General features: G+C 68.6%; 25 protein-coding genes. 12 read left to right on the top strand and 13 right to left on the bottom strand.

What is annotated here, in order from left to right; all coding sequences use genetic code 11:
• Positions 1-5: 5 nt before the first annotated feature.
• Complete coding sequence (locus OC550_RS06495) at positions 6-2,084, top strand: acyl-CoA dehydrogenase (RefSeq protein WP_262104459.1); 2,079 nt, start codon at positions 6-8, stop codon at positions 2,082-2,084.
• Positions 2,085-2,148: 64 nt separating this feature from the next.
• Here OC550_RS06495 and glgA read toward each other — a convergent pair whose 3' ends face one another.
• Positions 2,149-3,351, bottom strand: a complete 1,203-nt coding sequence (glgA, locus tag OC550_RS06490) for a glycogen synthase (RefSeq protein WP_262104458.1) — start codon at positions 3,349-3,351, stop codon at positions 2,149-2,151.
• Positions 3,352-3,453: 102 nt separating this feature from the next.
• Between glgA and glgC the strand changes: the two genes are divergently transcribed.
• On the top strand, positions 3,454-4,698 hold the full coding sequence (gene glgC / locus OC550_RS06485; RefSeq protein WP_262104457.1) for a glucose-1-phosphate adenylyltransferase: 1,245 nt from the start codon (positions 3,454-3,456) through the stop codon (positions 4,696-4,698).
• A gap of 76 nt (positions 4,699-4,774) precedes the next feature.
• On the opposite strand, the gene OC550_RS06480 is transcribed toward glgC, so the two are convergent.
• The 3 genes from OC550_RS06480 to OC550_RS06470 are packed head-to-tail and all read right to left on the bottom strand — an operon-like array spanning position 4,775 to position 8,134.
• Complete coding sequence (locus OC550_RS06480) at positions 4,775-5,626, bottom strand: transglutaminase family protein (RefSeq protein WP_262104456.1); 852 nt, start codon at positions 5,624-5,626, stop codon at positions 4,775-4,777.
• On the bottom strand, positions 5,623-6,549 hold the full coding sequence (locus tag OC550_RS06475) for an alpha-E domain-containing protein (RefSeq protein ID WP_262104455.1): 927 nt from the start codon (positions 6,547-6,549) through the stop codon (positions 5,623-5,625). Before OC550_RS06475 ends, OC550_RS06480 begins: the two co-directional genes overlap by 4 nt.
• 37 nt (positions 6,550-6,586) lie before the next feature.
• Positions 6,587-8,134 carry a circularly permuted type 2 ATP-grasp protein gene (locus OC550_RS06470; RefSeq protein ID WP_262104454.1) on the bottom strand — a complete coding sequence of 516 codons (1,548 nt, stop codon included), beginning with the start codon at positions 8,132-8,134 and terminating at the stop codon, positions 6,587-6,589.
• A gap of 88 nt (positions 8,135-8,222) precedes the next feature.
• On the opposite strand from OC550_RS06470, the gene OC550_RS06465 reads away from it, so the two are divergent.
• From OC550_RS06465 to OC550_RS06455, 3 genes are all read left to right on the top strand, one after another.
• Positions 8,223-9,269 carry a YeiH family protein gene (locus OC550_RS06465; protein ID WP_262104453.1) on the top strand — a complete coding sequence of 349 codons (1,047 nt, stop codon included), beginning with the start codon at positions 8,223-8,225 and terminating at the stop codon, positions 9,267-9,269.
• A 42-nt stretch (positions 9,270-9,311) separates the two neighbouring features.
• Positions 9,312-11,930: an aminopeptidase N gene (pepN, locus tag OC550_RS06460; RefSeq protein ID WP_262104452.1), complete on the top strand. Its 2,619-nt coding sequence runs from the start codon at positions 9,312-9,314 to the stop codon at positions 11,928-11,930.
• Between the two features lie 110 nt (positions 11,931-12,040).
• Positions 12,041-12,694 carry a dihydrofolate reductase family protein gene (locus OC550_RS06455; RefSeq protein ID WP_262104451.1) on the top strand — a complete coding sequence of 218 codons (654 nt, stop codon included), beginning with the start codon at positions 12,041-12,043 and terminating at the stop codon, positions 12,692-12,694.
• A gap of 16 nt (positions 12,695-12,710) precedes the next feature.
• Here OC550_RS06455 and OC550_RS06450 read toward each other — a convergent pair whose 3' ends face one another.
• The 5 genes from OC550_RS06450 to OC550_RS06430 all read right to left on the bottom strand — a co-directional run bounded on the left by OC550_RS06450 (position 12,711) and on the right by OC550_RS06430 (position 16,694).
• Positions 12,711-13,772 carry a biotin/lipoate A/B protein ligase family protein gene (locus OC550_RS06450; protein ID WP_262104450.1) on the bottom strand — a complete coding sequence of 354 codons (1,062 nt, stop codon included), beginning with the start codon at positions 13,770-13,772 and terminating at the stop codon, positions 12,711-12,713.
• A 170-nt stretch (positions 13,773-13,942) separates the two neighbouring features.
• The gene (locus OC550_RS06445; protein ID WP_262104449.1) at positions 13,943-14,197 is read right to left on the bottom strand and encodes a type B 50S ribosomal protein L31; all 255 of its coding nucleotides are present in this window, start codon (positions 14,195-14,197) and stop codon (positions 13,943-13,945) included.
• Positions 14,198-14,292: 95 nt separating this feature from the next.
• Positions 14,293-15,117 carry an RNA methyltransferase gene (locus OC550_RS06440; RefSeq protein WP_262104448.1) on the bottom strand — a complete coding sequence of 275 codons (825 nt, stop codon included), beginning with the start codon at positions 15,115-15,117 and terminating at the stop codon, positions 14,293-14,295.
• Positions 15,114-15,890 carry a sulfite exporter TauE/SafE family protein gene (locus tag OC550_RS06435; protein WP_262104447.1) on the bottom strand — a complete coding sequence of 259 codons (777 nt, stop codon included), beginning with the start codon at positions 15,888-15,890 and terminating at the stop codon, positions 15,114-15,116. The genes OC550_RS06440 and OC550_RS06435 overlap by 4 nt, the downstream gene beginning before the upstream one ends.
• 15 nt (positions 15,891-15,905) lie before the next feature.
• The gene (locus tag OC550_RS06430) at positions 15,906-16,694 is read right to left on the bottom strand and encodes an ABC transporter ATP-binding protein (RefSeq protein WP_262104446.1); all 789 of its coding nucleotides are present in this window, start codon (positions 16,692-16,694) and stop codon (positions 15,906-15,908) included.
• Between the two features lie 123 nt (positions 16,695-16,817).
• On the opposite strand from OC550_RS06430, the gene serB reads away from it, so the two are divergent.
• Entirely contained in the window at positions 16,818-17,711 is an 894-nt protein-coding gene (serB, locus tag OC550_RS06425) for a phosphoserine phosphatase SerB (protein ID WP_262104445.1), read from the top strand.
• Positions 17,712-17,741: 30 nt separating this feature from the next.
• Here the strand turns inward: serB and OC550_RS06420 are convergent, their stop codons facing one another.
• The 3 genes from OC550_RS06420 to OC550_RS06410 all read right to left on the bottom strand — a co-directional run bounded on the left by OC550_RS06420 (position 17,742) and on the right by OC550_RS06410 (position 20,769).
• Complete coding sequence (locus tag OC550_RS06420) at positions 17,742-18,953, bottom strand: glycoside hydrolase family 26 protein (RefSeq protein ID WP_262106270.1); 1,212 nt, start codon at positions 18,951-18,953, stop codon at positions 17,742-17,744.
• A gap of 227 nt (positions 18,954-19,180) precedes the next feature.
• Positions 19,181-19,933 (bottom strand): SDR family oxidoreductase, encoded by a 753-nt coding sequence (locus tag OC550_RS06415; protein WP_262104444.1) that lies wholly within the window; start codon positions 19,931-19,933, stop codon positions 19,181-19,183.
• Between the two features lie 113 nt (positions 19,934-20,046).
• Positions 20,047-20,769: a beta-ketoacyl-ACP reductase gene (locus OC550_RS06410; protein ID WP_262104443.1), complete on the bottom strand. Its 723-nt coding sequence runs from the start codon at positions 20,767-20,769 to the stop codon at positions 20,047-20,049.
• Between the two features lie 128 nt (positions 20,770-20,897).
• On the opposite strand from OC550_RS06410, the gene OC550_RS06405 reads away from it, so the two are divergent.
• Genes OC550_RS06405 through OC550_RS06395 form a run of 3 tightly spaced genes read left to right on the top strand, consistent with a single transcriptional unit; the run spans position 20,898 to position 22,518 of the window.
• Positions 20,898-21,356: a DUF3099 domain-containing protein gene (locus OC550_RS06405; protein WP_262104442.1), complete on the top strand. Its 459-nt coding sequence runs from the start codon at positions 20,898-20,900 to the stop codon at positions 21,354-21,356.
• Positions 21,353-21,622, top strand: a complete 270-nt coding sequence (locus tag OC550_RS06400) for a hypothetical protein (protein WP_262104441.1) — start codon at positions 21,353-21,355, stop codon at positions 21,620-21,622. Before OC550_RS06405 ends, OC550_RS06400 begins: the two co-directional genes overlap by 4 nt.
• Positions 21,619-22,518, top strand: a complete 900-nt coding sequence (locus OC550_RS06395) for an SURF1 family protein (protein ID WP_262104440.1) — start codon at positions 21,619-21,621, stop codon at positions 22,516-22,518. Before OC550_RS06400 ends, OC550_RS06395 begins: the two co-directional genes overlap by 4 nt.
• 84 nt (positions 22,519-22,602) lie before the next feature.
• On the opposite strand, the gene OC550_RS06390 is transcribed toward OC550_RS06395, so the two are convergent.
• Positions 22,603-24,201, bottom strand: coding sequence for an ABC-F family ATP-binding cassette domain-containing protein (locus OC550_RS06390; RefSeq protein ID WP_262104439.1), 1,599 nt, complete (start codon positions 24,199-24,201; stop codon positions 22,603-22,605).
• Between the two features lie 162 nt (positions 24,202-24,363).
• Here OC550_RS06390 and OC550_RS06385 point away from each other — a divergent pair, with 162 nt between their 5' ends.
• The 3 genes from OC550_RS06385 to OC550_RS06375 are packed head-to-tail and all read left to right on the top strand — an operon-like array spanning position 24,364 to position 26,399.
• A complete protein-coding gene (locus OC550_RS06385; protein ID WP_262104438.1) occupies positions 24,364-25,059 on the top strand; it encodes a biotin transporter BioY in 696 nt (231 codons plus the stop codon).
• Positions 25,060-25,061: 2 nt separating this feature from the next.
• Positions 25,062-25,772 carry an energy-coupling factor ABC transporter ATP-binding protein gene (locus OC550_RS06380; RefSeq protein WP_262104437.1) on the top strand — a complete coding sequence of 237 codons (711 nt, stop codon included), beginning with the start codon at positions 25,062-25,064 and terminating at the stop codon, positions 25,770-25,772.
• On the top strand, positions 25,773-26,399 hold the full coding sequence (locus OC550_RS06375; RefSeq protein WP_262104436.1) for an energy-coupling factor transporter transmembrane protein EcfT: 627 nt from the start codon (positions 25,773-25,775) through the stop codon (positions 26,397-26,399). It abuts the gene before it with no gap.
• Positions 26,400-26,420 lie beyond the last annotated feature (21 nt).

The raw sequence follows: 26,420 nt of genomic DNA, 5'->3' as shown, positions 1-26,420 counted from the left end.
CAAAGATGACCCAAGTAACCGGACCCGCCGCCGTCGACGTCGAACGGCCCGAGGACGGCATCACTCCGCCGTCGCGCCTCGACACCGAAGAACTCGGCGAACGGCTGCTCGGCCGGTGGGCCGACAAGCGCCGGCAGGCCCGCCGGCTCGCGGGCCAGCCGGAGCTGGCCCGGATCGATGGCCAGACGATGGCGGAGCACCGCGAACGCGTCTCCGCCCAGCTGAAATACCTGGTGGATACCGGCGCCGTGCACTACGCCTTCCCCGAGCGCCTCGGCGGCGAGGACAACCACGGCGGCAACATCGCCGGCTTCGAGGAGCTGGTCGTCGCAGACCCGTCCCTGCAGATCAAAGCCGGCGTCCAGTGGGGCCTCTTCGGCGCAGCCGTACTGCATCTGGGCACCAAGGAACACCACGACAAGTGGCTGCCCGCCATCATGAGCCTCGAGGTGCCCGGGGCCTTCGCCATGACCGAAACGGGCCACGGGTCGGATGTGGCCAGCATCGCCACGACCGCAACGTATGACCCGGACACCGAAGAGTTTGTGATCAGCACGCCGCACCGGGCCGCCTGGAAGGACTACCTGGGCAACGCGGCCAAGGACGGGCTGGCGGCGGTCGTGTTCGCGAAGCTCATCACGCGCGGGGTGGACCACGGCGTCCACGCCTTCTATGTGCCCATCCGCGACGCCGAGCGCAACTTCCTCCCCGGCGTCGGCGGCGAAGACGACGGGCTCAAGGGAGGCCTGAACGGCATCGACAACGGCCGGCTGCACTTCGACGGGGTGCGGATCCCGCGGACCAACCTCCTGGACCGCTACGGGCACGTACACCCGGACGGCCGCTACACCTCCCCCATCGCCAGCCCCGGCCGGCGCTTCTTCACCATGCTCGGCACCTTGGTGCAGGGCCGCGTCTCGCTGGACGGCGCGGCCGTGGCGGCCAGCAAGGTCGCCCTGGCCATCGCGGTCAAGTACGCCACCGAACGCCGGCAGTTCCACGCCGGGTCGGCACAGGAGGAAGAAGTCCTGCTGGACTACCAGCGCCATCAGCGGCGCCTGCTGACCCGGCTGGCCACCACCTACGCGGCAGCCTTTGCGCACGAGGAACTGCTGGAGAAATTCGACGGCGTGTTCTCCGGGGCGCACGATACCGACGGCGACCGGCAGGACCTTGAAACCCTCGCCGCAGCCCTGAAGCCACTGAGCACCTGGCACGCCCTCGACACACTGCAGGAGTGCCGCGAGGCGTGCGGCGGCGCGGGCTTCCTGGCCGAGAACCGCTTCACCGCACTGCGCGCGGACCTGGATGTCTACGCGACCTTCGAGGGCGACAACAACGTGCTGCTGCAGTTGGTGGCCAAGCGGCTGCTGGCTGATTATGCCAAGGAGTTCCGCAGCGCCGACTTCGGCGCCCTGGCCCGCTGGGTCGCGTCCCAGGCCGCCGATGCCACCCTGCACCGCACCGGGCTGCGCCAGGTGGCCCAGACCTTCGCGGACAGCGGTTCCGTGCGGAAGTCCGCCACTTACCTGAAGGACGAGGACACCCAGCGCCAGCTGCTCACCGACAGGGTTTCCTCGATGGTCAGGGACATCGCCGCGGACCTCAAGCGCGCCAGCCGGCTCCCGCAGTCGGAGGCCGCCGCGCTGTTCAACTCGCGCCAGCACGAACTGATCGAGGCGGCCCGGGCCCATGCCGAGCTGCTGCAGTGGGAGGCATTCACCCGCGCCCTGCCGTCATTTGACGACGGCGACACGCGCCAGATCATGACGTGGGTCCGGGACCTCTTCGGGCTGGGACTCGTGGAGAAGAACCTGGCCTGGTACCTGATGAACGGGCGGCTGTCGGCGCAGCGGGCCAAAACACTGGGCGACTACATCCACCGCCTGCTGCTACGGCTGCGCCCCTTCGCGCTGGAGCTGGTGGACGCCTTCGGCTACGGTCCGGAGCACCTGCGCGCGCCGATCGCCAGCGGTGCCGAACGCAGGCGGCAGGAGGAAGCGGCCGCCTATGCCGGTAGGCTGCGGGCCTCAGGCGCTGCCCCCGTGCCGGAAAAGCAGGCGCGTTCCGGCGCCGGCGGCTAGCAGCCTGCTGACGCCGCTGCCGGCAGTCCGGATTGCCCGGGCTGCCGGCGGCTACTGCGGTACCTTAGGCCTGCTTCAGCACGCCGCGGTAGACCTCGAGCGTGCTCTCGGCGATGGACGCCCAGGAGAAGTGCTCTTCGGCCCGCCGCCGGCCGGCTTCACCCTGGCGCTTCGCCAAGGCCGGGTCGGTGACGGTGGCCGTCAAAGCGGCGGCGAAGTCCGCCACGAATTTCTCCGGATCCAGTGGAGTTCCGGTACCGTCCTGGACCTGTTGCAGCGGTACCAGCGTTCCGGTGACCCCGTCCTCCACGACCTCGGGAATGCCTCCGGTGGCGCTGGCGACGACGGCCGCACCGCAGGCCATGGCCTCGAGGTTGACGATGCCCAGCGGTTCATACACGGACGGGCAGGCGAACGCGGTCGCGTGGCTGAGCACCTGGATCAGCTCGTTGCGCGGAAGCATCCGTTCGATCAGCACCACGCCGTCGCGCCGGGACTTCAGGCCGTCGATCAGCCGGGTGGTCTCCGCGGCCAGCTCCGGGGTATCGGCGGCCCCCAGGCAGAGCACGAGCTGGACCTCCGGGGGCAGCTGGTCCGCGGCGCGGAGCAGGTACGGCACACCCTTCTGGCGGGTATTGCGTCCCACGAACACCACGGACGGGCGTTCGGGGTCGATGCCCAGGGCGCGGACCGCGTCGTTGTTGTCATCGCGCTGCCACAGGGCGACGTCGATCCCGTTGTGGACAACCTTCACCTTGTCCGGGTCCACCTGCGGGTAGCAGCGGAGGATGTCGGCGCGCATGCCGTGCGACACGGCGATGATGGCGGCCGCGGCTTCGTAAGCCGTCCGCTCAACCCAGGAGGACAGGGCGTACCCGCCGCCGAGCTGCTCGGCCTTCCACGGCCGCAGCGGTTCCAGCGAGTGGGCGCTCAGGACGTGGGGAATGCCGTGCAGCAGGCCCGCCAGGTGGCCGGCCATGTTCGCGTACCAGGTGTGGGAGTGCACCAGGTCGGCGCCTTCGATTCCGGAGAGGATCTCCAGGTCGACGCCGAGGGTCTGCACCGCGGGATTGGCAGTGCCGAGCCCTTCGGGGACGGCATAGCTGCGCACCGAGGCGCCGTGGAAGTCTGCGGGCCTTTCCTTTCCGAAGGCATGGACGTTCAGATCCACCTTGCCGGCCAGGACGCGGCTGAGCTCAGCCACGTGCACCCCAGCCCCGCCGTAGATCTCCGGGGGAAATTCCTTCGTCACAATGTCTATCCGCACGCAACCAAACGTAGTCCACGCCGCCCATCTCCTCTAGTCTGATCAGCGGGGGGACTTCATAGTTGGTTCACAGACGGGTTACCACCGGATGGGGGAAAGAGAATGCCACAGAAGAAAGTTCTTGCCGTAGTCTTGGCAGGCGGCGAGGGCAAGCGGCTGATGCCGCTGACGGCGGACCGGGCGAAGCCGGCGGTGCCTTTCGCCGGCAGCTACCGCCTCATCGACTTCGCACTCTCGAACCTGGTCAATTCGCACTACCTCAAGATTGTCGTGCTGACGCAGTACAAGTCACACAGCCTGGACCGGCACATCTCCGAGACCTGGCGCCTGTCCGCCGCGTTGGGCAATTACGTGGCTTCCGTGCCCGCCCAGCAGCGCCGCGGCAAGAGCTGGTTCCTGGGCAGCGCCAATGCCATCTACCAGTCGCTGAACCTGATCCACGACGAAAAGCCTGACATCGTCGTCGTTATCGGCGCGGACCACGTGTACCGCATGGACTTCTCCCAGATGGTGGCGGAACATGTGGCCTCCGGGGCGGCTGCCTCCGTTGCCGCCGTCCGCCAACCCCTGAAGCTGGCGGACCAGTTCGGCGTGATCGAGACGGATCCCCGGAACCCCTCGCGGATCCAGGCGTTTGTCGAAAAGCCTGAGACGACCCCCGGCCTGCCTGACGACCCGGACAGCTTCCTGGCGTCGATGGGCAACTACGTCTTTACGACCGACGCCCTGCTGGAGGCGCTGGAGGCCGATGCCGAACGCCTGGACACGCACCACGACATGGGCGGCGACATCATCCCCTATTTCGTCAACCGCGGCGAGGCCGCCGTCTACGACTTCACCGCCAACGATGTCCCGGGCTCGACCGGGGCCGACAAGCAGTACTGGCGCGACGTCGGGACGCTGGACTCCTACTACGACGCGCACATGGACCTGATCCGGCCGATGCCCGCGTTCAACCTCTACAACCTGGAGTGGCCGATCTACACGCGCCACTCGGTTTCCCCGCCGGCCAAGCTGGTGCGGGGCATGAGCGGCCGGGACGGGGTGGCGCATGACTCCATCCTCTCCCAGGGCGTGGTGGTGTCCGGCGGCAGCGTCAGCGGCTCGGTGCTGGCGACGAATGTCTTCGTCTCCGAAGGCGCCGACGTGGCCGACAGCGTGCTGATGGACAAGGTGTACATCGGCGAGGGCGCCAAGGTCCGCCGGGCCATTCTGGACAAGAACGTGCGCGTTCCGGCGGGTGCCACCATCGGCCTGGACCCCGACCTGGACCGCGCCCGCGGCTTTGCCGTCACGGAGTCCGGGCTCACCGTGCTGAGCAAGGGGCAGGAAGTCCTGCTGCCTTAGCCCGGGACCTTTCCGACAAATTCAGGGCCTTGTAGCTTCGGCTACAAGGCCCTGAATTTGTTCAATGGAGTAGCCGCTAGGCGAGGCGAGTGACTTCGACCCGCACCGTCAAGCGGGACTTGCCGCCGCCGGACAGCACGCCCCTGAGCGGCGAGACGTCCCGGTAGTCCCGGCCCTTGGCCACGGAGACATGGAAGTCGGTGACCGGGCCGGTGTTGGTCGGATCCCAGCCGCGCCATTCGCCGTCCCACCACTGCAGCCAGGCGTGCGATTCGCCGGCGACCTTCTCACCGACGGTGGCCTGCGGCTTGGGGTGCAGATACCCGGAAACATAGCGGGCAGGGATCCCGATGCTCCGCAGGGCGCCAATGCCCAGATGGGCCAGGTCCTGGCAGACCCCCTTGCGGTGCGACCAGACCTCCTCCGCGTTCGACTGCACGCCGGTCACGCCGGGGACGTACTGGACCTCGGACTTGAGCCAGCCCATGATGGCGTGGGCGGCCTCATGCGGGGCCAGCCCGTCCGTCATCGCCTTCACCAGCTGCCGCACGTCGCTGCCCGGATCGCTGAGCCGGGTCTGCGGCAGCCAGTCCGAGAAGTCGTTGACGACGGCGGCAGAACGCAGCACATCCCAGCCGGCGAGTTCATCGGCGGCCGGGACTTTCTCCGCCCGGTGGACTTCGACGGTGCTCACGGAGACGACTTCGAGGTACTCGTGCGGGATCTGCATGTCGAACGCCGTGACACGGGTCCCCCAGTAGTCCCGGTAGTGCATGACGAAGGCCTGTGCCGGACTGACCGTCAGGGCGGACTCGAGCACCACCTGGTACGGGTCGGTCAGCGGCGTCATGCGCGCCTCGTTGTAGGACAGCATGACGTTGCTGTCGTAGGTGTAGCCGGTTCGGTGCTCAATGCGCAGCCGGGTCATGAAACCTCTCCTACCCAGGACAAGTCGATCGGTTGGGCGAAGTACGTCCGGGTCACTGCATCCGAGGCCTGGGCGCACGACTTCTGCACCCGGTCCATGTGCGCGGGCAGCTCCGCGAGCAGGTCGGCGGGCTGGTGGAACTCGAGGAAGCTGCGGGCCTGCCCGACGATCCGCCGCGCGTCGGTGATGAAGCCGATGCGGCGGTAGGACGGGTCCAGCCGTTCCAGCGCGCGCTCGGCGTCGCTGAGGGCATAGACGATGGAGCGCGGGAACAGCCGGTCCAGCAGCAGGAACTCGGCGGCCTGCTCCTCGCCGGCGGCCCCGCGGCGGGTGCGCAGGAAGGCCTCGTAGGCGCCTGCGCAGCGCAGCATGTTGACCCACGACAGCCCGGCGGACAGGACGCCCTGGGTCGACAGCATGCGGGCCGTCATGTCGGCCCGTTCCAGGCTGCGGCCCAGTGCGAGGAACTGCCAGCTCTCGTCATGGCTCATGGTGGTGTCCGACAGGCCCTTGATCATGGCAGTGCGCTCGAGCACCCAGTGGCAGAACCGATACGTCCCCACCACGTCTTTCCGGTGCTGGTTCAATCCGTACCAGGTGGTGTTCAGGCCCTCCCAGAGGCTGGACGACACGGTCTCGCGCGCCCGGCGGGCATTCTCGCGGGCCGCGCCCAGGGCGCCGGCGATCGAGGTGGTGGTGCCGCGGTCGAAGGCGAGCTTGTTCAGCAGGTCCCCCATCCCGAAGTCCGGCCCGTCCGGCGACGCTCCCATGACTCCCAGCAGCTGCCGGGAGACCTGCGCCTGCTCGGCGGTGGGCAGCTGGTTCAGCCGCTCCAGGTTGACGTCGAGGATGCGGGCGGTGCCGTCGGCCCGCTCCACGTAGCGGCCGATCCAGAACAGGGATTCGGCGATGCGGCTCAGCATCGGTTCGGACCTCCTTCAAAGGGCATGGAGCATTCTCTCACTGTTCCGGCTCGTGCCGCGGTTCGGGGTCCACCGGCCAGGCGGTGGACTGGGCGGGTGCGACGGCCACCTGCGCCGCCGCGGATGGGGCCAGCTGCGCGGAATCGTCCGCCAGCACCCAGGTGTCCTTGGACCCCCCGCCCTGGCTTGAATTGACGATCAGCGAGCCTTCCTTCAGCGCCACACGGGTCAGGCCTCCGGGCAGTACCCAGACGTCGTCGCCGTCGTTAACGGCAAACGGTCGCAGGTCCACGTGCCGCGGGCTGAACTGGCCGCCGGACATCGTCGGGACCGTGGAGAGCTGCAGCACGGGCTGGGCGATCCACCCGCGCGGATCCTGCAGGACCTTGGCACGCAGTTCCTCCAGCTCGGCCTTCGAGGCAGCCGGGCCGATGACCAGGCCCTTGCCGCCGGAGCCGGCCACGGGCTTCACCACCAGCTCCTCCAGGCGGTCCATCACTTCCTCGCGCGCCTGCGGATCCTCCAGCCGGAAGGTGTCCACGTTGGGCACGATGGGTTCCTCGCCCAGATAGTAGCGGATGAGGTCGGGCACGTAGCTGTAGACCAGCTTGTCGTCGGCCACGCCGTTGCCGATCGCATTGGCGATCGTCACGTTGCCGGCCCGGGCGGCGTTGACGATGCCCGGGCAGCCGAGCACCGAGTCGGAGCGGAACTGCTGCGGGTCCAGGAACTCGTCGTCGATCCGCTTGTAGATCACGTCCACGCGCTGCTCCCCCGCCGTCGTGCGCATGTAGACGCGGTTGGCGCGGCAGATGAGGTCCCGCCCCTCCACCAGCTCCACGCCCATCAGGCCGGCCAGCAGGGTGTGCTCGAAGTACGCGCTGTTGTACACGCCGGGGGTAAGTACGACGACGGTCGGGTCCTCCGCGCCGGAGGGCGCGGTCTTGCGCAGGGCCGTCAGCAGCCGCCGGGGGTAATCGTCCACCGGCCGCACCGGCTGCTCGCCGAAGGCCTCGGGCAGGCCCTTGGCCATGGCCCGGCGGTTTTCGATCACGTAGCTGACGCCGCTCGGGACCCGCACGTTGTCCTCGAGCACCCGGAACGTGCCCGCTTCGTCCCGGACCAGGTCGATGCCGGAAACGTGGATCCGGACCCCGCCGGCGGGATCGAAGCCGGACACCTGCCGGTGGAAATGGTCGCTGGAGGTGATCAGGCTGCGCGGCACCACCCCGTCGGACACGGCCGACATGCGGTCGTAGACATCGTCCAGGAAGGCTTCCAGGGCGCGCACGCGCTGCGAAACGCCGCGTTCGAGCACCTGCCAGGTATCGGCGGAGATAATTCGCGGCACCAGATCGATCGGGAACGGCCGCTCCTCGCCGGCGAAGTCGAAGGTGACGCCGCGGTCGAGGAAGGTGCGCGCCATGGAGTCGGCCCGCGCCGTGACGTCCGCCAGTGTCAGCTCGCCCAGCGTGGAGGCCACCTGCGCATACTCCGCGCGCGGCACCTGGCCGGCGCCGAACATTTCGTCGTAGGCAGTGCTGAGCGTGGCGGCATGGGCGTAGTCCGCAAACAGATCCGACATAGCCCAAAGCGTTTCATGTCCGCGCTTCGCGTGCCCACTTTTACGCGCCGATAGCGTGTTGCGCGTGCCGTACGGCACAGTAGCTTCTGTGCCTGAGACGAGTTCCGCGCCTTCCGACCCCGCGCCCCGGGCAGCCGTGCGCGGCGCCGGGCGACTGCTGCCGCTGCTCCCGGGCCTGCTGCTGGCCGTAGCCGCGGCGGCTGCGGCTTATGCCGCGCACCTGCTCCTGCCGGCCGTGCCGGCCATGAGCTTTGCCGTGGTGCTGGGCGTCCTGGTGGCCAATCTGCCCGGCCTTCGCGCGGCGGCAGGCGGGACGGCGCGGCCGGGCCTGGCATTTTCGGCCCGGACGCTGCTTCGGGCCGGGATCGTCCTGCTGGGACTGAAGCTGTCGCTAGGTGCGTTGGGGCAGCTGGGCGTCGGCGGCCTCCTGCTGATCGCGGGCGTGGTCGCGGCCGCCTTCGCCGGGACGTACCTGCTCGCCCGGGCCTTCAGGCTGGGCGGCGACCAGCCCCTGCTGCTGGCGGCGGGCTTCTCGATCTGCGGCGTCTCCGCCATCGGAGCGGTCGCGGCCGCCCGAGGGAGCCGGGGCCAGGATGTCGCCGTGCCCGTGGCCCTGGTGACGCTGTGCGGTTCGCTGGCCATCGCCGTGCTGCCGGCCATCATGGTGGCCGCGGGCATGCCCGCGGAGCTCTTCGGCGTCTGGGTGGGCAGCTCCGTGCACGACGTCGGCCAGGTCGTGGCCACGGCGCAGACCGCAGGGACCGCGGCACTGGGGGCCGCCGTCGTCGTAAAGCTGGCACGCGTGCTGCTGCTGGCACCGATTGTGGCCGGGGTGGCCTGGCACCGCCGCAGTAGCGCGCGGGATGCCGGACGGCCGCCGCTGGTGCCGCTGTTCGTGGCCGGCTTCGCGGCGATGGTCTTGCTGCGCAGCTCCGGCTGGCTGCCGCCGGACGCGCTGGAAGCGGCCGCACTGCTGCAGGACTGGCTGCTGGCGATGGCATTGTTCGGCCTCGGGACGGGCATCCGGGTGCGGGAGCTGGCGCGCGGTTCCGCCGCCTCGTTGGCCGTGGCCCTGCTGGCCTGGCTGCTGATCGCCGCCCTGGGGCTGGGCGCCGCGCGGCTCATCGTCGGCTGACCGTCCACGGCGCCGGCCTGAGGACGTGATTGAATGGGCCGGGTGACTCAAGGGAACCTCAGCCGCGCCGAGGCATGCACGCGGTCGGAACTGATCGACGTGGACAGCTACGAGGTCAGCCTCGACCTCCGGTCCGCCGAGGACCCGGAGGTCCCGGGCTACGTCTCGAAGACCGTTATCAACTTCAACTGCAGCTCCCCCGGTGCCGAAACGTTCCTTGACTTCATCCACGGAGGCGTCGAATCCGTGGTCCTCAACGGCGAACGCCTCGATCCGGCGGCGGTGGTGGACGGTGCGCGGATCCGGCTGCCGGGACTGCAGCGGCACAACCGGGCCACCGTGGTCGGCACAGCGCTGTACAGCCGCAGCGGCGAGGGCCTGCACCGCTTCACGGATCCCGCGGACGGCAAGACCTACCTGTACACCCAATACGAGCCGGCGGACGCCCGCCGGGTGTTCGCGAACTTCGAGCAGCCGGACCTGAAGGGCGTCTTCACCTTCACCATCATGGCGCCCTCGGACTGGCAGGTCGCGTCCAACGCCCCGCTTTCCTCGGTGGAGGAGCTGCCCGGCTCGCCCGGCTCGCCCGTTTACGCGGTGCGCCGGTTCGCCCCCACCGCCCGGATCTCCACCTACATCACCACCGTGCTGGCCGGACCGTACCACCGGGCGCAGGACAGCTGGGAGCGGCGGCTGCCGGACGGGAGCCTGCTGCAGGTCCCGCTGGGCGCCTACTGCCGCGCCGCGCTGGCAGACGCCTTCGACGCGGACCGGATCTTCGCCACCACCAAGCAGGGGCTGGACTTCTTCCACGACCTGTTCGACTACCCCTACCCCTTCGGCAAGTACGAGCAGGCGTTCGTGCCGGAATACAATCTCGGCGCCATGGAGAATCCCGGCCTGGTCACGTTCACCGAGAAGCATGTGTTCACCTCACGCGCCACCATTGCCCAGTACCAGGCCCGGGCCAACACGATCATGCACGAGATGGCCCACATGTGGTTCGGCGACCTGGTCACGATGTCCTGGTGGGACGACCTGTGGCTCAAGGAGTCTTTTGCCGACTACATGGGCTCCCTGGCGCTGGTCGAGGCCACGGAATTCAAAAACGCCTGGGTCACCTTCGCCAACCGCCGCAAGGCCTGGGCCTACGTGCAGGACCAGCTGCCGACCACGCATCCGATCGTCGCCGACATTGTGGATCTGGAGGCCGCCAAGCAGAACTTCGACGGCATCACCTACGCCAAGGGCGCCTCGGTGCTCAAGCAGCTGGTGGCCTACGTCGGTGCAGATGTCTTCACCGCGGCGGCGCGGCGCTACTTCCGGCAGCACGAGTACGGCAATACCTCCCTGGCCGACTTCCTGGCGGTGATCAGCGGCGCCTCCGGCCGCGACATGGGCGGGTGGGCGGCGACCTGGCTGCAGACCTCCGGGATCTCCGCCATCACCCCGGAACTGGAGTACGACGGCGGGAGCCTGGCTTCCGTGCGCCTGGTCCAGGAAGCCACGGATCCGGTCACGGGACTACCGGCGGAGCGGCCGCATCGGCTGCGGGTGGGGCTCTACGACTTCGATGCGGTGGGCGCACTTGTACGGTCCAGCTCCGTGGAGCTGGACGTCGCCGGACGTGTGACCGAGGTGCCCGGGCTCGCGGGGCGCCGCGAGCCGGCCCTGCTGCTGGTGAACGACGAGGACCTCAGCTACGTCAAGGTCCGGTTCGATCCGCGCTCCCTGCAGACCGTGCTCGCCTCGCTGGACCGGGTGGCGGATCCGCTGGCCCGGGCGCTGTGCTGGTCCACGCTGTGGGACATGGCGCGCGACGGACTCCTCGATGCGGAATCCTATCTGGCGGCCGTGGAACGCTTCGCGCGGGCCGAGACGGACAACGGCGTGCTGCAGATGCTCTTGGACTGTGCGCGGACGGCGCTTGAACGTTATGCGCCGGCCGCGGAACGGGACCGACTCCGGCGCCGCGTCGTCATGCTCCTGCGCGCGCAGCTGGAGGCTGCGGAGCCGGGCAGCGACCACCAGCTGACCTGGGCCCGCTGCCTGGCGGCCGTCGCCCGGGCGGATCCGGCCGGCGCGGACTACCTCGCTGCGTTGCTGGACGGCTCCTCGGTACCGGAAGGCCTGGCCCTGGACGCGGACCTTCGCTGGCGGCTGTGGCAGGCCCTGGCGGCAACTGGCCACGCGGACGCTTCCCGGCTGGAGGCGGAGCTGAAGCGGGACCTCACGGCGTCAGGCCGGGCCGGCTTCACTGCAGCCATGTGCGCCCGGCCCGATCCGGCGGTCAAGTCCAAGGCCTGGGAGGACGCCGTCGCCGGTTCCCAGCTGACCAACGAACTGCTGGACGCCACGATCGACGGCTTCACGGCCGCCGGGCACGAGCTGCTGGCCCCCTACATTGACGAGTACTTCCGGAGTATTGAGGGCGTGTGGCAGCGGCAGAGCATCGAGCTGGCCAGCCGCGTCGTCCGCGGACTATTTCCCCTGCAGCAGGATTTGCCCGAGGGCCAGGCCCCCGAACTGCATCCCGTCGTCGTCCGCACCGATGACTGGCTGGCGCGGCATCCCGAGGCCCCGGCGGCGCTCAGGCGCATCGTCGTCGAACAGCGGGACCATCTGCTGCGTGCACTGAGGGCGCAGCAGGCCGCGGGATAGCCGCGGCAAAATACGGGCCGCCCGCCCTCGCCAAGCGGTCGGGCCCGGACCTACTCTGGACGTGCCGGCCGTCCTCGTTAAGGGCGGTCCACTGTGGACCGGAGAGCGCAATGCCCAAGCTGCGAGTACACAATTTCAGCCTGTCGCTGGACGGCTTTGCGGCCGGGCCGTCGCAAAGCGAGGAAGACCCGCTCGGCGCGGGCGGCGAGCGGCTGCACGACTGGCTTTTCCGGACGCGCGGCGGCAAGGAGATGCTCGGTGAAGAGGGCGGCAGCACCGGCGTCGACAACGACTATTTCTACGCAGGCATCGCCGGCATCGGCGCCACCATTATGGGCCGCAACATGTTCGGCCCTGTCCGCGGCGGCTGGGACGGCAGCGACTGGCACGGGTGGTGGGCCGGGAACCCGCCATTCCACCACCCGGTCTTCGTCTTGACGCACCATCCGCGGCCGCCCATCCGCATGGAAGGCGGCACCGTCTTCAACTTCGTCGACGACGGAATCGAGTCGGCGCTCGAGCAGGCGTATTCGGCTGCCGGCGGCCAGGACGTCCGGCTGGGCGGCGGCGCTTCCACCGTCCGCCAATACCTGCGCGCCGGCCTGGTCGACGAACTCCACCTGGCGATCACCCCGGTCCTGCTGGGCGACGGAGAGCGGCTCTTCGAGCAGCTCGATGGCGCCGTCGAGGGCTACAGCGTCACCCGGTTCGCAGGCTCCGACGCGGTGCTCCACGCGGAGTTGGCGAAGTCGAACCCGCGGTAGGTTCCCAGAACGCGCGCTACGGCACCCGGTGCAGCCATTCCCCGGTGGCGAACTTGGCTTCTACCAGATCCTTGGCGGCCGCCAGTTCCTCCTCGGTGATGGCAGAGTCCGAGGCGCCGTACCGGTCCCGGAACGTGGCCATCATGGTGTCGATGATGGATTCCCGGCCCAGGCCGGTCTGGCGCCGCAGCGGATCCACGCGCTTCTTCGCGCTGGCAATGCCCTTATCGGAAATCTTCTCCTTGCCGATCCTGAGGACCTCGGTCATCTTGTCGGCATCGATGTCGTAGGACATCGTCACGTGATGCAGCATGGCGCCGTTGCCCAGGCGTTTCTGGGCGGCGCCGCCGATCTTGCCCTGCGGTGTCGCAATGTCGTTCAACGGCTGGTAGAAGGCCTCCACGCCGACCTTCTCCAGCGCGGCCATGGTCCATGCGTCGAGGAAGGCGTAGGACGCCTCGAATGACAGGCCGTCCACAAGGGTCTGCGGAAGGTACAGCGAATACGTGATCGCGTTGCCGTGTTCCATGAACATCGCTCCGCCGCCGGTGATCCTGCGGACCACGGTCACACCATGGCGTTCGGCGCCGTCCGCGTCCACTTCATTCCTGACCGACTGGAAGCTGCCGATCACCACGGACGGCTCGTCCCAGTCCCAGATCCGCATGGTCGGCTGGCGCTTTCCCTCCCCCACCCGGCGGGTCAGCACCTCGTCGAGCGCCACGTTGAGATGGATCGGCAGCACCTGCGGACCGATGAGCTGCCAGTCATGGTCCCGCCAGCCGGTGGCCTTGGCCAGGGCTCGGCGGACGGCCGTGGCCACCGCGGGCGCGGAAAATCCAAAAAGCACGACGTCAGGAGACAGCGCCGCCTCAATGGCCGCCGCATAGTCGGCATGTGAACCGTCCGCAGACATGCCGTTCAGCGCGGCGTTGATGTCGTCCAGGGCCTCGTCCGGTTCGAGGAAAAAATCGCCGCTGACGGAGACGTTGGCCAGCCGGCCCGCTTCCTCGTCGAGGTCGACCACGACGAGCTTGCCGCCATGGACTTTGTATTCACCGTGCCGGTGACCGGACATTCTGCGCTCCTTGCCAGTCTGTTTCACGCCGCGGCCGAATGCGCCGCCAACTCTTTAGTCATACCACCACGTCCAGGCGGGGTTGAAAGTCCAGTGGGGGTTAAAAGCGGAGGCCCGCACCAGCGTGGACTGGTGCGGGCCGCCGTCGCTCAAATCTGCGGGCGAAGAATCTACTTCTTGCCGAAGCCCTTGAAGCGGGCGTTGAAGCGCTCGACCCGGCCGGCGGTGTCCATGATGCGCTGCTTGCCGGTGTAGAACGGGTGCGACTCGGAGGAGATTTCAACCTCGATCAGCGGGTAGGTGTTGCCGTCTTCCCACTCAACAGTCTTGCTGGAGCCAACAGTGGACTTGGTCAGGAAGGAAACGCCGGAGGCAAGGTCGCGGAAGACAACCGGGGCGTATGCCGGGTGGATATCAGACTTCATGTGGAATCCTTTGAACACGCCCCTGGATTTTGCCAGCGGCTTTAAGGGATGGAAAAAGGTTGGCCCATGGCAGGCCAGCAATCCATCCTACCGCATCAGCCGCCGATGCCGGAAACCTTGGGCCGGCATGCCCAGAAGGCCACGGCGCTGGCGGCCGCCACGTTCAGCGAGTCCACGCCTGCGCGCATCGGGATCATCACCTTCAGGTCGACTTGGTCCAGGGTCTCCGGCAGCATGCCGGCGCCCTCCGTCCCGAGGATGAGGGCCAGCCGGTCGAACGTGCGGGACTCAAGTTCATCCAGGGTGATGGCATCTTCGGTCAGCTCAAGCGCCGCCGTCGTGAATCCCTGCTCCTTGAGGACGCGCAGGCCGCCCGGCCATTCCGGCAGGCGCGCCCAAGGAATCTGGAAGACCGTACCCATGCTGACCCGGATGCTGCGGCGGTAGAGCGGGTCGGCGCAGCGCGGGCTGATCAGGACGGCGTCCATGCCCATCGCGGCGGCCGAGCGGAAGATCGCGCCGACGTTGGTGTGGTCCACGATGTCCTCCAGCACCGCGACGCGGCGCGCGCCGGCCACTACCTCCGCGGGATCGCGGGGCGCGGGGCGGTGCATGGCGGCCATGGCGCCGCGGTGCAGATGGAAGCCGGTGATGGCTTCGAGCACCTCCGGGGCGCCGATGAAGACGGGCACATCCGGGAAGAGACCGATGACGTCGCGCAGGTCCTCGAGCCACTTCTCGGCGAGGAAGAACGATCGCGGCCGGTGCCCCGCCGCGATGGCCCGGCGCAGCACCTTGGAACTCTCCGCGATGTACATCCCCTCCGCTGGCTCGCGGCGGCGGCGCAGGGCGGTGTCCGTCAGCTGCGTGTAGTCGGCGACCAGCGGATCATCGGCGGTCTTCAGGTAGTGCAGGTTCATATCAGCAGCTCCGACACCATGACGAAGAGGGCCACGAGTCCGAGGGCGACGATGATGCCGCGCAGGACCACCGGCTTCAGGCGCCGGCCCACCGCCGTGCCGACCAGCGCGCCGGCCAGCGAGCTCACCGCGATCAGCAGCACGACCATCCAGTCGATGCGCTCGAAGGCGAAGATCATGTAGGAGATGCCGGCGATGATGTTCACGCCGAGCACCAGCACATTCTTGACCGCGTTGGCCTGCTGCAGCGTGCCGTGCAGGAAGATGCCGAGGATGCCGACGAGCAGGATCCCCTGGGCCGCGACGAAGTAGCCGCCGTAGACGCCGGCGAAGTAGATCAGGAACAGCAGCACCAGCGGCTGGCTCCGGGTCCGTGCCTGCGCGGCCTGCCGTTCCCGCACCCAGGCCTGCAGCCTGGGTTGGAAAATAACGAACAGCAGCGCCAGCACGATCAGGAAGGGCGCGGCGATGCCGAAGACTTCCTCCGGCAGGTTCAGCAGCAGGGCCGCGCCCGTGATTCCGCCGAGCAGCGACGCCGGCAGCAGCACCTTCAGCGTCCTGCCCAGCCCGCGCAGCTCCCGCCGGTACCCGTACACTCCGCCGAAGTTGCCGGCGATCAGGCCGATCGCGTTGGAAATAGTCGCGGTCACCGGGGCGAAGCCGAGTGCCACCAGGACGGGGAACGTGACGAGCGTGCCGGAGCCGACGATGCTGTTGATGGTGCCCGCCCAGAGCCCGGCCAGGGCAATAATGACCGCCTGGACTAGGTCCATAAAGTCAGTACCGGCTCAGGCCCGGCGCGCAACGGCCGTGTACCGGCCGCCGTCGTTCTTGACCTCGAGAGGCATGTCGAAGGCCGTGCTGAGGTTCTCTTCGGTGAGCACGTCGTCGATGGGCCCCTGCGCCACCACGCCGCCTTCGCGCAGCAGCATGGCGTGGGTGAACCCCGGCGGCACCTCTTCGAGATGGTGCGTCACGAGCACCAGCGCCGGAGCGTCCTCGTCAGCAGCGAGCTGGCTCAGCCGGTGGACCAGGTCCTCGCGGCCGGCAAGGTCCAGCCCTGCGCCGGGTTCATCGAGCAGCAGCAGTTCCGGGTCCGCCATCAGCGCGCGGGCGATCTGCACCCGCTTGCGTTCGCCCTCGCTCAGGGTGGCGAAGCGGCGGTTGAGGAAGGTGGACATCCCCCACTGGCCCAGCAGCCGGAATGCCCGCCGCTCGTCCTGCTTCTCGTAAGCCTCGCGCCAGCGGCCCGTCACGCCGTAGGAGGCGGTGACGACGACGTTCAGCACGGTTTCCTGCTCCGGAATCTGGTTGGCCAGCGCCGCGGAGGCCAAGCCGATCCGCGGGCGGAGCTCGAACACGTCCACGGATCCCATGACCTCTTCGAGGATTCCGGCTACGCCGCGGGTGGGGTGCAGCCGGGCGCCGGCGATCTGCAGCAGCGTAGTCTTTCCGGCGCCGTTCGGGCCCAGGATGACCCAACGCTCGCCTTCCTTGACTTGCCAGTCCACGTTGTCCAACAGGGTTTTCCGCCCGCGGACAACGCTGACCCCGGCAAATTCAAGAACATCACTCATGCTTCTAGACACTAGGCTAAGGAAGGCGGCATTCGCCAAACGCTACGCCGGTGGCCCGGCGATTGGCCCCCGATGATTTTCCACCGGTGCTCCGTGCGCCCGACAGAGAAGGACTTCCCCAGCATGCTTTCGCTTTTCCGTGTTGTCTCCTACGGGATCAAGCTCACCGACGAGTACCTGGTGGCGGTCCAGCAGGCCCTTTCAGGCGCCGGCGGGGTCATCGTGGAGCTGGAGAACTTCGACAACGGGCGTTTCCAGGCCACGGTGCACGCGGTGGGGTACGACGGCGATCTCGAGTCCGGCCTCCTGGCCTTGCGGGCGGCGGTCCGGCCGGTCATTACCGGCTCCATCGGCACGGCGATTATTCCCGCCGAGCTTGCCGGCCCGAAGCGCAAGCTGCTGATTATGGATGTCGATTCCACGCTGATCAAGCAGGAAGTCATCGAACTGCTCGCCGAGCATGCCGGGAAGCGGGACGAGGTCGCCGCCCTGACCGATGCGGCGATGCGCGGCGAACTGGACTTTGCCGAAAGCCTGCATGCCCGGGTCGGGACCCTGCGCGACCTGCCGCTGGAGGTCATCGATCGGGTCCACGGCGCGGTTGAGCTCACCGACGGCGCTGCCGAACTGGTCGAGGCGTTCCTCAACGCCGGCCACGTCGTCGGGGTGGTCTCCGGCGGGTTCAGCCAGATCCTCGATCCGCTGGCCGCGGAGCTGAGGCTCAACTACTGGCACGCGAACCAGCTGGGCACCACCGAGGCGGCCCTGACCGGCGTCGTCGAGGGGGACGTCGTGGACCGCGCCGCGAAAGAGGCTTCGCTGCGCGCCTGGGCGAAGGCCGAGCACATCGATATGGCACAGACCATCGCGGTCGGGGACGGCGCCAATGACCTGGACATGCTCGCCGCCGCCGGACTCGGCGTGGCTTTCAACGCGAAGCCGGCCGTCCGGAAGGCCGCGGACGCGGCCGTCAACATCCCCTACCTGGACGTGGTCCGGTACTTCGCCGGGGTCTGATCCGGCGGCGGTACCGGGCCGCACCGCGGTTCATCCGCGGCGGGCCGCCAGCGCTCCCCGGAGCGCGTCCGCCGAGCTTTGGCTGCTGTCGATCCGCCAGTCGGTCTCCTTGTTGAAGTGGAACCATACGACGGCAGTGATGTCCGGCTGCTGAGCCAGGTAATAGACCAGGTCCGCGTTCCATGAAGCTTTCGAGCCGCCCTGTTCGGCGGAGGACGTCTCCGCGATCATGATGGGTTTGCCCGGAGCCAGGGAACGCACTTGCCCGAGGCCGTCGGCGAATAGCTCCCACGGCTGGGTCCACTTGCTCCAGTCGGCCGAGGTGCCCCAGTTGTAGCCGTCCAGGGCCACCGCATCGACGTAGCCGGGTCCGGGATAGAGCCCGTCCAGCGGCGTCGAGCCCCAGTAGGGCACATTGGGATTCCACACCCATGCCACGTTGGCGGCTCCCGTGGAGCTGACGACGTCGTGGACGTGGCGCCATGCGGCTGCGTAGTCGCCGGCTCCGTTGCCGTTGACACCCTCCGACCAGGGGTACCAGTTGCCGTTCATCTCGTGGCCGAACCGCAGGTAGACGGGGTGGCCCCATTGGGCGAGTGCGGTGCCCCACTGCCGGAGGTAGGCGTCGAAATCGCCCGCGGCGATCCGGTCCAGGGAGTAGGCGGGCTGTTCCGTTCCGCCGCCCCAGGCCCAGGGTTCCCACGTCAGCAGGGTCACCGCGCCGCGGGCCCGCACCGCGTCGAGCTCGGCCACCGGCGGCGCCTGCCGGAAGTCCTTGTAGGACAGGATGACGGACGGGGCCTCTCCCGACATCGCCGCGACGGCATCCAGCTCGCCCTGCGCCAGCGGGCCGCCCGGCGTGCCGACCCCGAAGCGCAATCGTGCGCTGCTGATGCCCGGCAGGGCGGCTGCCGTGTCGGGCGCCGCCACCTGCTGCTCTTCTTCGGTCACGGAGGGGCTGCTGTAGGTGACCGTGAAGATCGCCGAGGCTGCGGTAGCTCCCGCCCGCGCCTCAATGCGCAGCGAAGCATCGGCGGCTTCGGGAATCACGAGGGCCATCTTGAAGTACCCCGAAGCGGACGTCGTGAAGGACTGCTGGCCGGTACTGGCGGACACGGTTCCCGCGGTCTTCTTGGGGAACCCTGTCCCGGTGATGGTGACCGTGGTCCCGGCCGGACCGGAGTAGTCGCTGAGCGTGATGGCCGCTGTGGCCGCCTGCGACGGCAGGGCTCCGCAGAGCATGGATAGTGCCAGCGCCAGCACGGCGCATAAGGCTGCGCAGGTACGCCGCATCATTCCCCCATAGATAGCTCCGCACGACTTCCTTCTTGGTGCGGCTAAAGGTGTGATCATAGCGGAATCCGCAGGGCAAGGGAATGGCCGGGCGGCAGGGCGGCGCAGACGACGGTGGCTGCCGCCTGTGCTTATGCACGGGCGGCAGCCACCGGGAGGGGTCCGCTAGTGCGGAATCAGGCCTGGGCCCGCTGGAACCATTCGGCTCCGCCCACCAGTTCGGTGTGGCCGGAGGGAACATCCGCGGTGGCCATCTTCGCGATCTCCGCTGCGAATTCCTCGACCGAGTAGAGCTTGCCGGCGGCCTCGCGGCGGGCTTCGATGGCGCCGGGGGCGGCACGGTCCAGCAGCGTCGCCGTCACGGTTCCTTCGATCATGTCGCCGGAGACAACCACCAGGCTGATGCCCTTCTCTTCGAGCGCCGGCAGTTCCGCCCGCAGTGCATCCTCGCCGGCACGCTTGCTCCGGGCAACGGGCTCGTACTCGGGCATGGTGGGCACCGTATTGATGAAATGGGCCTGGTGGCTGGTGACGAACACGACGCGGGAACCGGCGGGGAGGACAGCCGCCGCGGCCTTGAGCATGTTGACCTGGGCATCGCGGTTGAGCCGCATGGCGTAGTCCTCGCCGAGGCCGGATTCCATGCCGCCGGAGGCATTCAGGACCAGCAGGTCCAGCCCGCCGAAGTTATCGGTGGCCGCATCGACCAGGGACTGTGCGCCTTCGGGCGAGGTCAGGTCGGCACCCACGGCGACGGCCCGGCCGCCGGCGGCTTCGATCCCGGCCACGACCTTGTTGGCACGGGGTGCCTTCTGCCTGTAGTTGACGACGACGCCGGCACCCTCAGCCGCCAGCAGTTCGGCCACGGCGGCCCCAACCCCGCGCGAGGATCCTGTCACAATTGCTGCTTTGCCGTCCAAGGCACCCATTCTTGCTCCTAGTCGTCGGGACGTTTGTAGAAATCACCTAATGAAAATGGCTCCGCAGACCATACTGCCAGCCTGCGGAGCCATAAGCTTTGTCCAAATGCGACAAAGAACGGTCAGTGGCCCATTCCCAGCCCGCCGTCGACCGGAATGACCGCGCCGGAGATGTAGGCGGCCTCGTCGCTGGCGATCCAGCGCACGACGTTGGCCACTTCCTCGGGCTCGGCGAAGCGCCCTGCCGGGATGCTGGAGAGGTAGCTCTTCTGGGTATCCTCGGGGAGCGCCGCGGTCATGTCGGTATTAATGAAACCCGGCGCGACGACGTTGGCTGTGATCCCGCGGGAACCGAGTTCCCGGGTCAGCGAGCGGGCGATCCCGACCAGGCCGGATTTGGAAGCGGCGTAGTTGATCTGCCCCGGTGAACCGTAGAGCCCCACCACGGAGGAAATCAGCACAACACGGCCTTTGCGCAGCCGGATCATGCCCTTGGACGCACGCTTGACCACCCGGAAGGCGCCGCTCAGGTTGGTGTCGATGACGTCGGTGAAGTCTGTTTCGCTCATCCGCAGCAGGAGCGTGTCGCGGGTGATGCCGGCATTGGCTACCAGCACCTCGACGGCGCCATGGGCGGCTTCGACTTCGGTGAAGGCGGCGTCGATCGACGCGGCGTCGGTCACATCCGCCTTGAGGCCGAGCAGACCCTCGGGCACGTCGCCGCTGCGATAGGTGATGGCCACTTTGTCGCCGTTCGCCTGGAATGCGCGCGCGATAGCGAGCCCGATGCCGCGGTTTCCGCCGGTCACCAGGACGCTGCGCCCCGCCTGCTCTTCGTTGCTCACACTAACCTCCGTTGAAAACGCTGATTTGTCCTAGAGCATCCTAGCCCGGCTGCAACATCCGCAGGCTCGGCGAAGTTCGTGCCTCGGCGGGTGCCGTGGGAGAATTAAGGGAGGTTCTTTGGAGCGTGATGAGTAAGCAGTCAAACGATGATCAGGCCGTCCAGAGCATTACGGACGCGCAGGAGGGCCATACCGACGAGATGCGGCGCCGGATGGTCAAGTACACCGTCGCCATGAGCATCCGCCTCGCCTGCCTCCTGCTCTTCTTTTTCGTCGATGGCTGGCTGCGCTGGGCGTTCATCGCCGGCGCCGTGTTCCTGCCATGGATCGCCGTGGTCATCGCGAACAGCGGCAGCGACCAAAGCAATCTGCAGCACAGCGACTCGCTCCTGGACCACGCTCCGGCCGCCGAATTGGAGGCCGGCAAGGTTGCGCAGGCGCCGGAGACGGATGTGCTCGCCGGCGAGGTGGTCGACGACGAAGCGGAGGATGCGGGCGACCCCAGCGATACGGCCGGGCCGGGCCGCCCCGACGCCGACGATGAGGGACTGATGGATCAACGCAGGAAAGACGGAGACGCAGCGTGAGCATTTTCGACCAACTGTCCGGCAACGGACGGCCGATCGCGGTTTCCCCGGTCTGCTCACGAAAGGGCTGCCGGGCGTCGGCGGCTTGGGAGTTGCTCTGGAACAACCCGAAGATCCACACGCCGGAGCGCCGGAAGACCTGGCTTGCCTGCGACGAGCACCGGGACTGGCTCCAGGAGTACCTCGAGCAGCGCGCGCTCTGGCGCGAGACGCGGGCCTTCGCGCCCTCGACCGGCGGCGCCGCCGGAACGGCGGAGGGCCTGTGAGTTCCTACCGTTTCCTGTTCACCGGCAAGTGGGTCGGCTGGTTCCTCCTCGTGGTCCTGCTCGCGGCCGTCTGCGTGCTGCTGGGTAATTGGCAGATGGACCGCCGGGAACAGGCCCGCGACGTCATTTCCGCCATCGAGTCCAACTACGACCGCGAGCCCGTCGACTTCGCAGCAGTGCCGCAGATCTTCGAGACGGCGTCCGAGGCCGACGAGTGGACGCCGGTCACACTACGCGGTGAGTACGACGTTGCCGGGCAGCGGATCGTACGCAACCGGCCGCTGAATGGCCGGCCGGGCTATGAAGTCCTGGTACCGCTCAGGCTCGAATCGGGTGCCGCCGTGATCGTCGACCGCGGCTGGCTGCCCATCGGCAACAACCAGGCCGGGCACCCGGACGAGGTGCCGGCCGCCCCGGAAGACGACGTGACCGTCGTCGTACGCATGAAGCCCGGCGAAGCGGACGTCGACCGCGGAGCGCCGGAGGGACAGCTGGCTTCCATCAGACTGGAGGACTACGCGGCGGAACTGGACTACCCGGTCTACACCGGCGCCTACGGAATGATGGCCACCGAGGATCCGGCGCCCGCAACGCAGCCCGTCGCGATTCCGAAGCCCGCGATCGACGAGGGGCCGCACCTGTCCTATTCGATGCAGTGGTACGCCTTCGGGCTGCTGTTCTTTGTCGGCTACGGCTACGCGGCGCGGCAACAGGCGCGGATGGACGAACTGCAGGCGGAGGACGAAGCGCTCGGCTTCCACGAGGCCAATCCCGCGCCGCGGGCGGCTGCCCCCAAGCGGCGGAGCAACCGGCCCACCGCCGAGGAGGAAGAGGACGCGCTGCTCGATGCCCAGGGCTTCCGCACTGACGGCTCGCTGCTCAGCAAGGACGACTGACGGGGCAGCGCGGACCGGGCCACCGACAGGAGGCCGGCCGGGGCGCGGCCGGAGCAGGAGCCGGCTGGCGGCCCCCGGAGCCGGTCAGGCGAGCGTGACCAGGTCCAGGTAGTCCTCGTTCCAGAGGTCTTCGACGCCGTCGGGCAGCAAAACCACGCGCTCCGGGTTCAGCGCCTCGACGGCGCCTTCGTCGTGGCTGACCATGACGACCGCGCCGGTGTAGTTCCGCAGCGCCCCGAGGATTTCGGCGCGGCTGGCCGGGTCCAGGTTGTTCGTGGGCTCATCGAGCAGCAGCACGTTGGCCGACGACGCGACGATGGTGGCCAGCGCCAGCCGCGTCTTCTCGCCGCCGGAGAGCACGCCGGCCGGCTTGCTGACGTCGTCGCCCGAGAACAGGAAGGAACCGAGGATGTTCCGGACCTGCGTGTCCTGCAGGTCCGGCGCCGCGGTCCGCATGTTCTCCAGCACGGTGCGTGCGGTGTCCAGGGTGTCGTGCTCCTGGGCGTAGTAGCCGATCTTGAGCCCGTGGCCCGGGACGACTTCGCCGGTGTCCGGTGTGTCCACGCCGGCCAGCATCCGCAGCAGGGTCGTCTTGCCGGCGCCGTTGAGGCCGAGGATGACCACCTTGGAACCGCGGTCGATCGCGAGGTCCACGTCGGTGAAGATCTCCAGCGAACCGTAGGACTTGCTGAGCCCTTCGGCCGTCATCGGGGTTTTGCCGCAAGGGGCGGGATCGGGGAAGCGCAGGGCCGCGACCTTGTCCTGGGCCCGCACGGCGTCCAGCCCGTCGAGCAGCCGTTCGGCACGCTTGGCCATGTTCTGGGCCGCGACGGCCTTGGTGGCCTTGGCGCGCATCTTGTTGGCCTGGTCCAGCAGGACCTGGGCCTTCTTCTCGGCGTTGGCACGTTCGCGCTTGCGGGCACGCTCGTCGGTTTCGCGCTGCTGAAGGTAGCGCTTCCAGTTCATGTTGTAGATGTCGATGGCGGCGCGGTTAGCGTCCAGATGGAAGACCTTGTTGACCGTCGCCTCGAGCAGGCCGGTATCGTGGCTGATCACGATCAGCCCGCCCTGGTGGTTCTTCAGGAACTCGCGCAGCCAGCTGATCGAATCCGCATCCAGGTGGTTGGTCGGTTCGTCCAGCAGCATGGTGTCCGCGCCGGAGTAGAGGATCCGGGCCAGTTCGACGCGGCGGCGCTGGCCGCCGGAGAGCGTCTTGAGCGGCTGGTTGAGGATGCGCTCGGGCAGCTCCAGGTTGGAGGAGATCGCGGCGGCTTCGGCCTCGGCGGCATAGCCGCCGCCGGCCAGGAATTCGGCCTCCAGCCGGTCGTACCGGCGCATGGCCTTGGCGTGCACGGCCGGGTCCTCGCTGGCCATTTCCTGCTGCGCCTTCCGCAGCTTCCCGACGACGACGTCGAGTCCGCGGGCCGACAGGATGCGGTCCCTCGCCAGCTGGTCCATGTTGGGCGTGCGCGGATCCTGCGGCAGGTAGCCGACCTCGCCGTTGCGGATCACCTGGCCCGCGGCCGGCATGCCCTCGCCCGCCAGCACCCTGGTCAGGGTGGTCTTGCCGGCACCGTTGCGGCCGACCAGCCCGATCTTGTCCCCCTTGTCCACGCGGAAGGACACCGCCTCCATGAGCAAACGCGCTCCGGCTCGCAGCTCAAGTTCGCTGACGGTAATCACAGATGGGACCTCTCGATGGGGATGGGGGCCCGAATGGGCCCCATCCATTCTACGGGCCCCGTGGTCTTAGTCGGAAACCTACAAGACCGCGCGGGCCCGTAGGGGCTATTGTCTGTGTGAATCACCGGCCTTTTGTGCCGCTTCGACAGAAGGAATCCCACCATGCCCGCTTCGGAAGACACCCGACATTCCCCTTCGGCAGAGTTCGGATCGGCAGAGTTCGGATCGGCAGCGTCGGTTCCGGTATCCCGCCCGGCGCCGACGGCCGTCCGCAAGGGGCGCCGCTCCTGGAACGGCACCGACCTCGCGCTGATCGCCGTTTTCGCCGCCCTCACGGCCGCCTCCGTGGCCGTCCCGCCGATCCCGGCCGGCAACATCCTCGGCGTGCCGATCACGCTGCAGACCATGATCGTGGCGCTGGCCGGCCTGGTCCTTGGCGGCTCCCGGGCCGCGGCAGCGGTCGGGCTGTACGTCCTGCTTGGCCTGGTCGGGCTGCCCATCTTCGCCGGCTTCCAGGGCGGTCTCGGCGTGCTGGCCGCGGGCTCGGCCGGCTACCTGCTGTCCTTCCCCTTCACCGCGGCCCTGATCGGTTTCCTCGCCGGCATCCTCCTCCGCCGCAGCTCCAAGGTGGGCACACTGACCACGGTGCTGCTGTTCCTGGCGGCAACCGCAGGCACGCTGCTGACCCATGCCCTCGGCGTGGCCGGCATGATGCTCAACGGGCAGCTGGCGCTGCCCGCGGCACTCGTAGCCGACCTTCCCTTCATCCCCGGCGACCTCGTCAAGAACGCCGTGGCGGCCGCGATCGCCCTCAGCCTGCACAAGGCCTTCCCAGACCTGCTGCGCCGGAAGCGTTGAGCATGATCCGGTTCCGGAACGTGCGGGTGCTGGGCGACGGGGCGGGCGCGACGCCTGCCCCGCCCATCCTGAGCGTGCCCGAACTGGAGCTGTCGGAAGACCGCATCAGCGTGATCGGGGCCAACGGCTCCGGCAAGTCGACCCTGTTGAAGCTCATCAACGGCCTCGTGGTCCCGGACGAAGGTGCCGTGGACGTGGACGGCCTTGAGACCGCCTCGGACGCGGCCGCCGTCCGCCGCCGGGTGGCCTTCGTTTTCACGGACCCCCTGTCCCAGCTGGTCATGCCGACCCCGCTGGAAGACGCCGAGCTGTCCCTGCGCCGGAAGTACCGCAAGCGGACCGAGCGGCGCGCTGCCGCACTGTCGCTGCTACAGGATTTCGGGCTCGCGCACCTGGCGGATCAGAGCATCTACCAGCTCTCGGGCGGGGAGCGCCAGCTTGCGGCGCTGGCCAGCGTGCTGGCGGTCGACCCCGCCGTGCTCGTCCTGGACGAGCCCTCCACCCTGCTGGACCTGCGCAATACCATGCTGCTGCGCGGCCGGCTCGCGGCGCTTCCGCAGCAGCTGGTTACCGCCACCCACGACCTGGAGCTGGCGCAGGACAGCGTCCGCACCCTTGTGGTGGACGGAGGGCGGATAGTGTACGACGGCGAGCCAGCGGCCGCCGTCTCCTTCTACCGTGAGCTGAGTGCCCACGTCGCGGGGAGCGGCTGAGTGCGCGGCCACGCCCACCTGGTCAGCGCTTACGTGCCGGGCAGCAGCTGGCTGCACCGGGCACCGCTCGCGCTGAAGTTCGCGTTCCTCGTGGCCACGGGGGTGGCCGTGCTGGCCCTCCGCGAACCGTGGCCACGCGCCGTGGTGCTTGCCGCCGTCGTTCTGGTGCACCTGGCGGCCCGCCTGCCCGCCGGGCGCCTGGTGGCCCCGCTCCGCAGCATGTGGCTGTTCCTGCTGGTGGTGCTCGGCTACCGCTGGTGGGTCGATTCGCTCCCCGCCGCGCTGGGCGTCGCGGCCGGGCTGGTCGCGTGCATCTACGCCGCCAACCTGCTGACATCCACCACGGAGGTCCAGCGACTGCTGGACGGCCTGGTCGCGGCGGTCACGCCGCTGCGGCGTTTCGGCGCGGACCCGGAGCGCTTCGCGCTGACCATCGGGTTGATGCTGCGCAGCATACCGTTCCTGCTCGGATCCCTGCATGATGTCCGCGACGCCGCCCGGGCCCGGGGCCTCGGGACGTCGCCGCGGGCCATCGTGCAGCCGGTCCTGATTGGCGCCGTCGCCTACGCGCGCCAGACAGGGGACGCCCTGGCCGCGCGCGGGCTTGGCGAAAAGACCAGGGACTGACCCGCCGGACGGGACCGGGCG

The sequence above is a fragment of the Arthrobacter sp. Marseille-P9274 genome (genome assembly GCF_946892675.1).
Classification (GTDB): domain Bacteria; phylum Actinomycetota; class Actinomycetes; order Actinomycetales; family Micrococcaceae; genus Crystallibacter.
Note: the sequence above shows the minus strand (reverse complement) of the source record. Positions and strands in the feature narration are given on the sequence as shown.

What these genes read in the sequence shown, in the direction of transcription:
- OC550_RS06450 (WP_262104450.1), bottom strand. Translation starts at nt 13,772, where the DNA reads ATGTCCGGTCACCGGCACGGTGAATACAAAGTCCATGGCGGCAAGCTC.
- OC550_RS06405 (WP_262104442.1), top strand. Translation starts at nt 20,898, where the DNA reads ATGAGTAAGCAGTCAAACGATGATCAGGCCGTCCAGAGCATTACGGAC.
- OC550_RS06475 (WP_262104455.1), bottom strand. Translation starts at nt 6,549, where the DNA reads ATGCTGAGCCGCATCGCCGAATCCCTGTTCTGGATCGGCCGCTACGTG.
- OC550_RS06470 (WP_262104454.1), bottom strand. Translation starts at nt 8,134, where the DNA reads ATGTCGGATCTGTTTGCGGACTACGCCCATGCCGCCACGCTCAGCACT.
- OC550_RS06415 (WP_262104444.1), bottom strand. Translation starts at nt 19,933, where the DNA reads ATGGGTGCCTTGGACGGCAAAGCAGCAATTGTGACAGGATCCTCGCGC.
- OC550_RS06495 (WP_262104459.1), top strand. Translation starts at nt 6, where the DNA reads ATGACCCAAGTAACCGGACCCGCCGCCGTCGACGTCGAACGGCCCGAG.
- OC550_RS06430 (WP_262104446.1), bottom strand. Translation starts at nt 16,694, where the DNA reads ATGAGTGATGTTCTTGAATTTGCCGGGGTCAGCGTTGTCCGCGGGCGG.
- OC550_RS06420 (WP_262106270.1), bottom strand. Translation starts at nt 18,953, where the DNA reads ATGCTCTGCGGAGCCCTGCCGTCGCAGGCGGCCACAGCGGCCATCACG.
- serB (WP_262104445.1), top strand. Translation starts at nt 16,818, where the DNA reads ATGCTTTCGCTTTTCCGTGTTGTCTCCTACGGGATCAAGCTCACCGAC.
- OC550_RS06435 (WP_262104447.1), bottom strand. Translation starts at nt 15,890, where the DNA reads ATGGACCTAGTCCAGGCGGTCATTATTGCCCTGGCCGGGCTCTGGGCG.
- OC550_RS06455 (WP_262104451.1), top strand. Translation starts at nt 12,041, where the DNA reads ATGCCCAAGCTGCGAGTACACAATTTCAGCCTGTCGCTGGACGGCTTT.
- OC550_RS06380 (WP_262104437.1), top strand. Translation starts at nt 25,062, where the DNA reads ATGATCCGGTTCCGGAACGTGCGGGTGCTGGGCGACGGGGCGGGCGCG.
- OC550_RS06480 (WP_262104456.1), bottom strand. Translation starts at nt 5,626, where the DNA reads ATGACCCGGCTGCGCATTGAGCACCGAACCGGCTACACCTACGACAGC.
- OC550_RS06385 (WP_262104438.1), top strand. Translation starts at nt 24,364, where the DNA reads ATGCCCGCTTCGGAAGACACCCGACATTCCCCTTCGGCAGAGTTCGGA.
- OC550_RS06440 (WP_262104448.1), bottom strand. Translation starts at nt 15,117, where the DNA reads ATGAACCTGCACTACCTGAAGACCGCCGATGATCCGCTGGTCGCCGAC.
- OC550_RS06445 (WP_262104449.1), bottom strand. Translation starts at nt 14,197, where the DNA reads ATGAAGTCTGATATCCACCCGGCATACGCCCCGGTTGTCTTCCGCGAC.
- glgC (WP_262104457.1), top strand. Translation starts at nt 3,454, where the DNA reads ATGCCACAGAAGAAAGTTCTTGCCGTAGTCTTGGCAGGCGGCGAGGGC.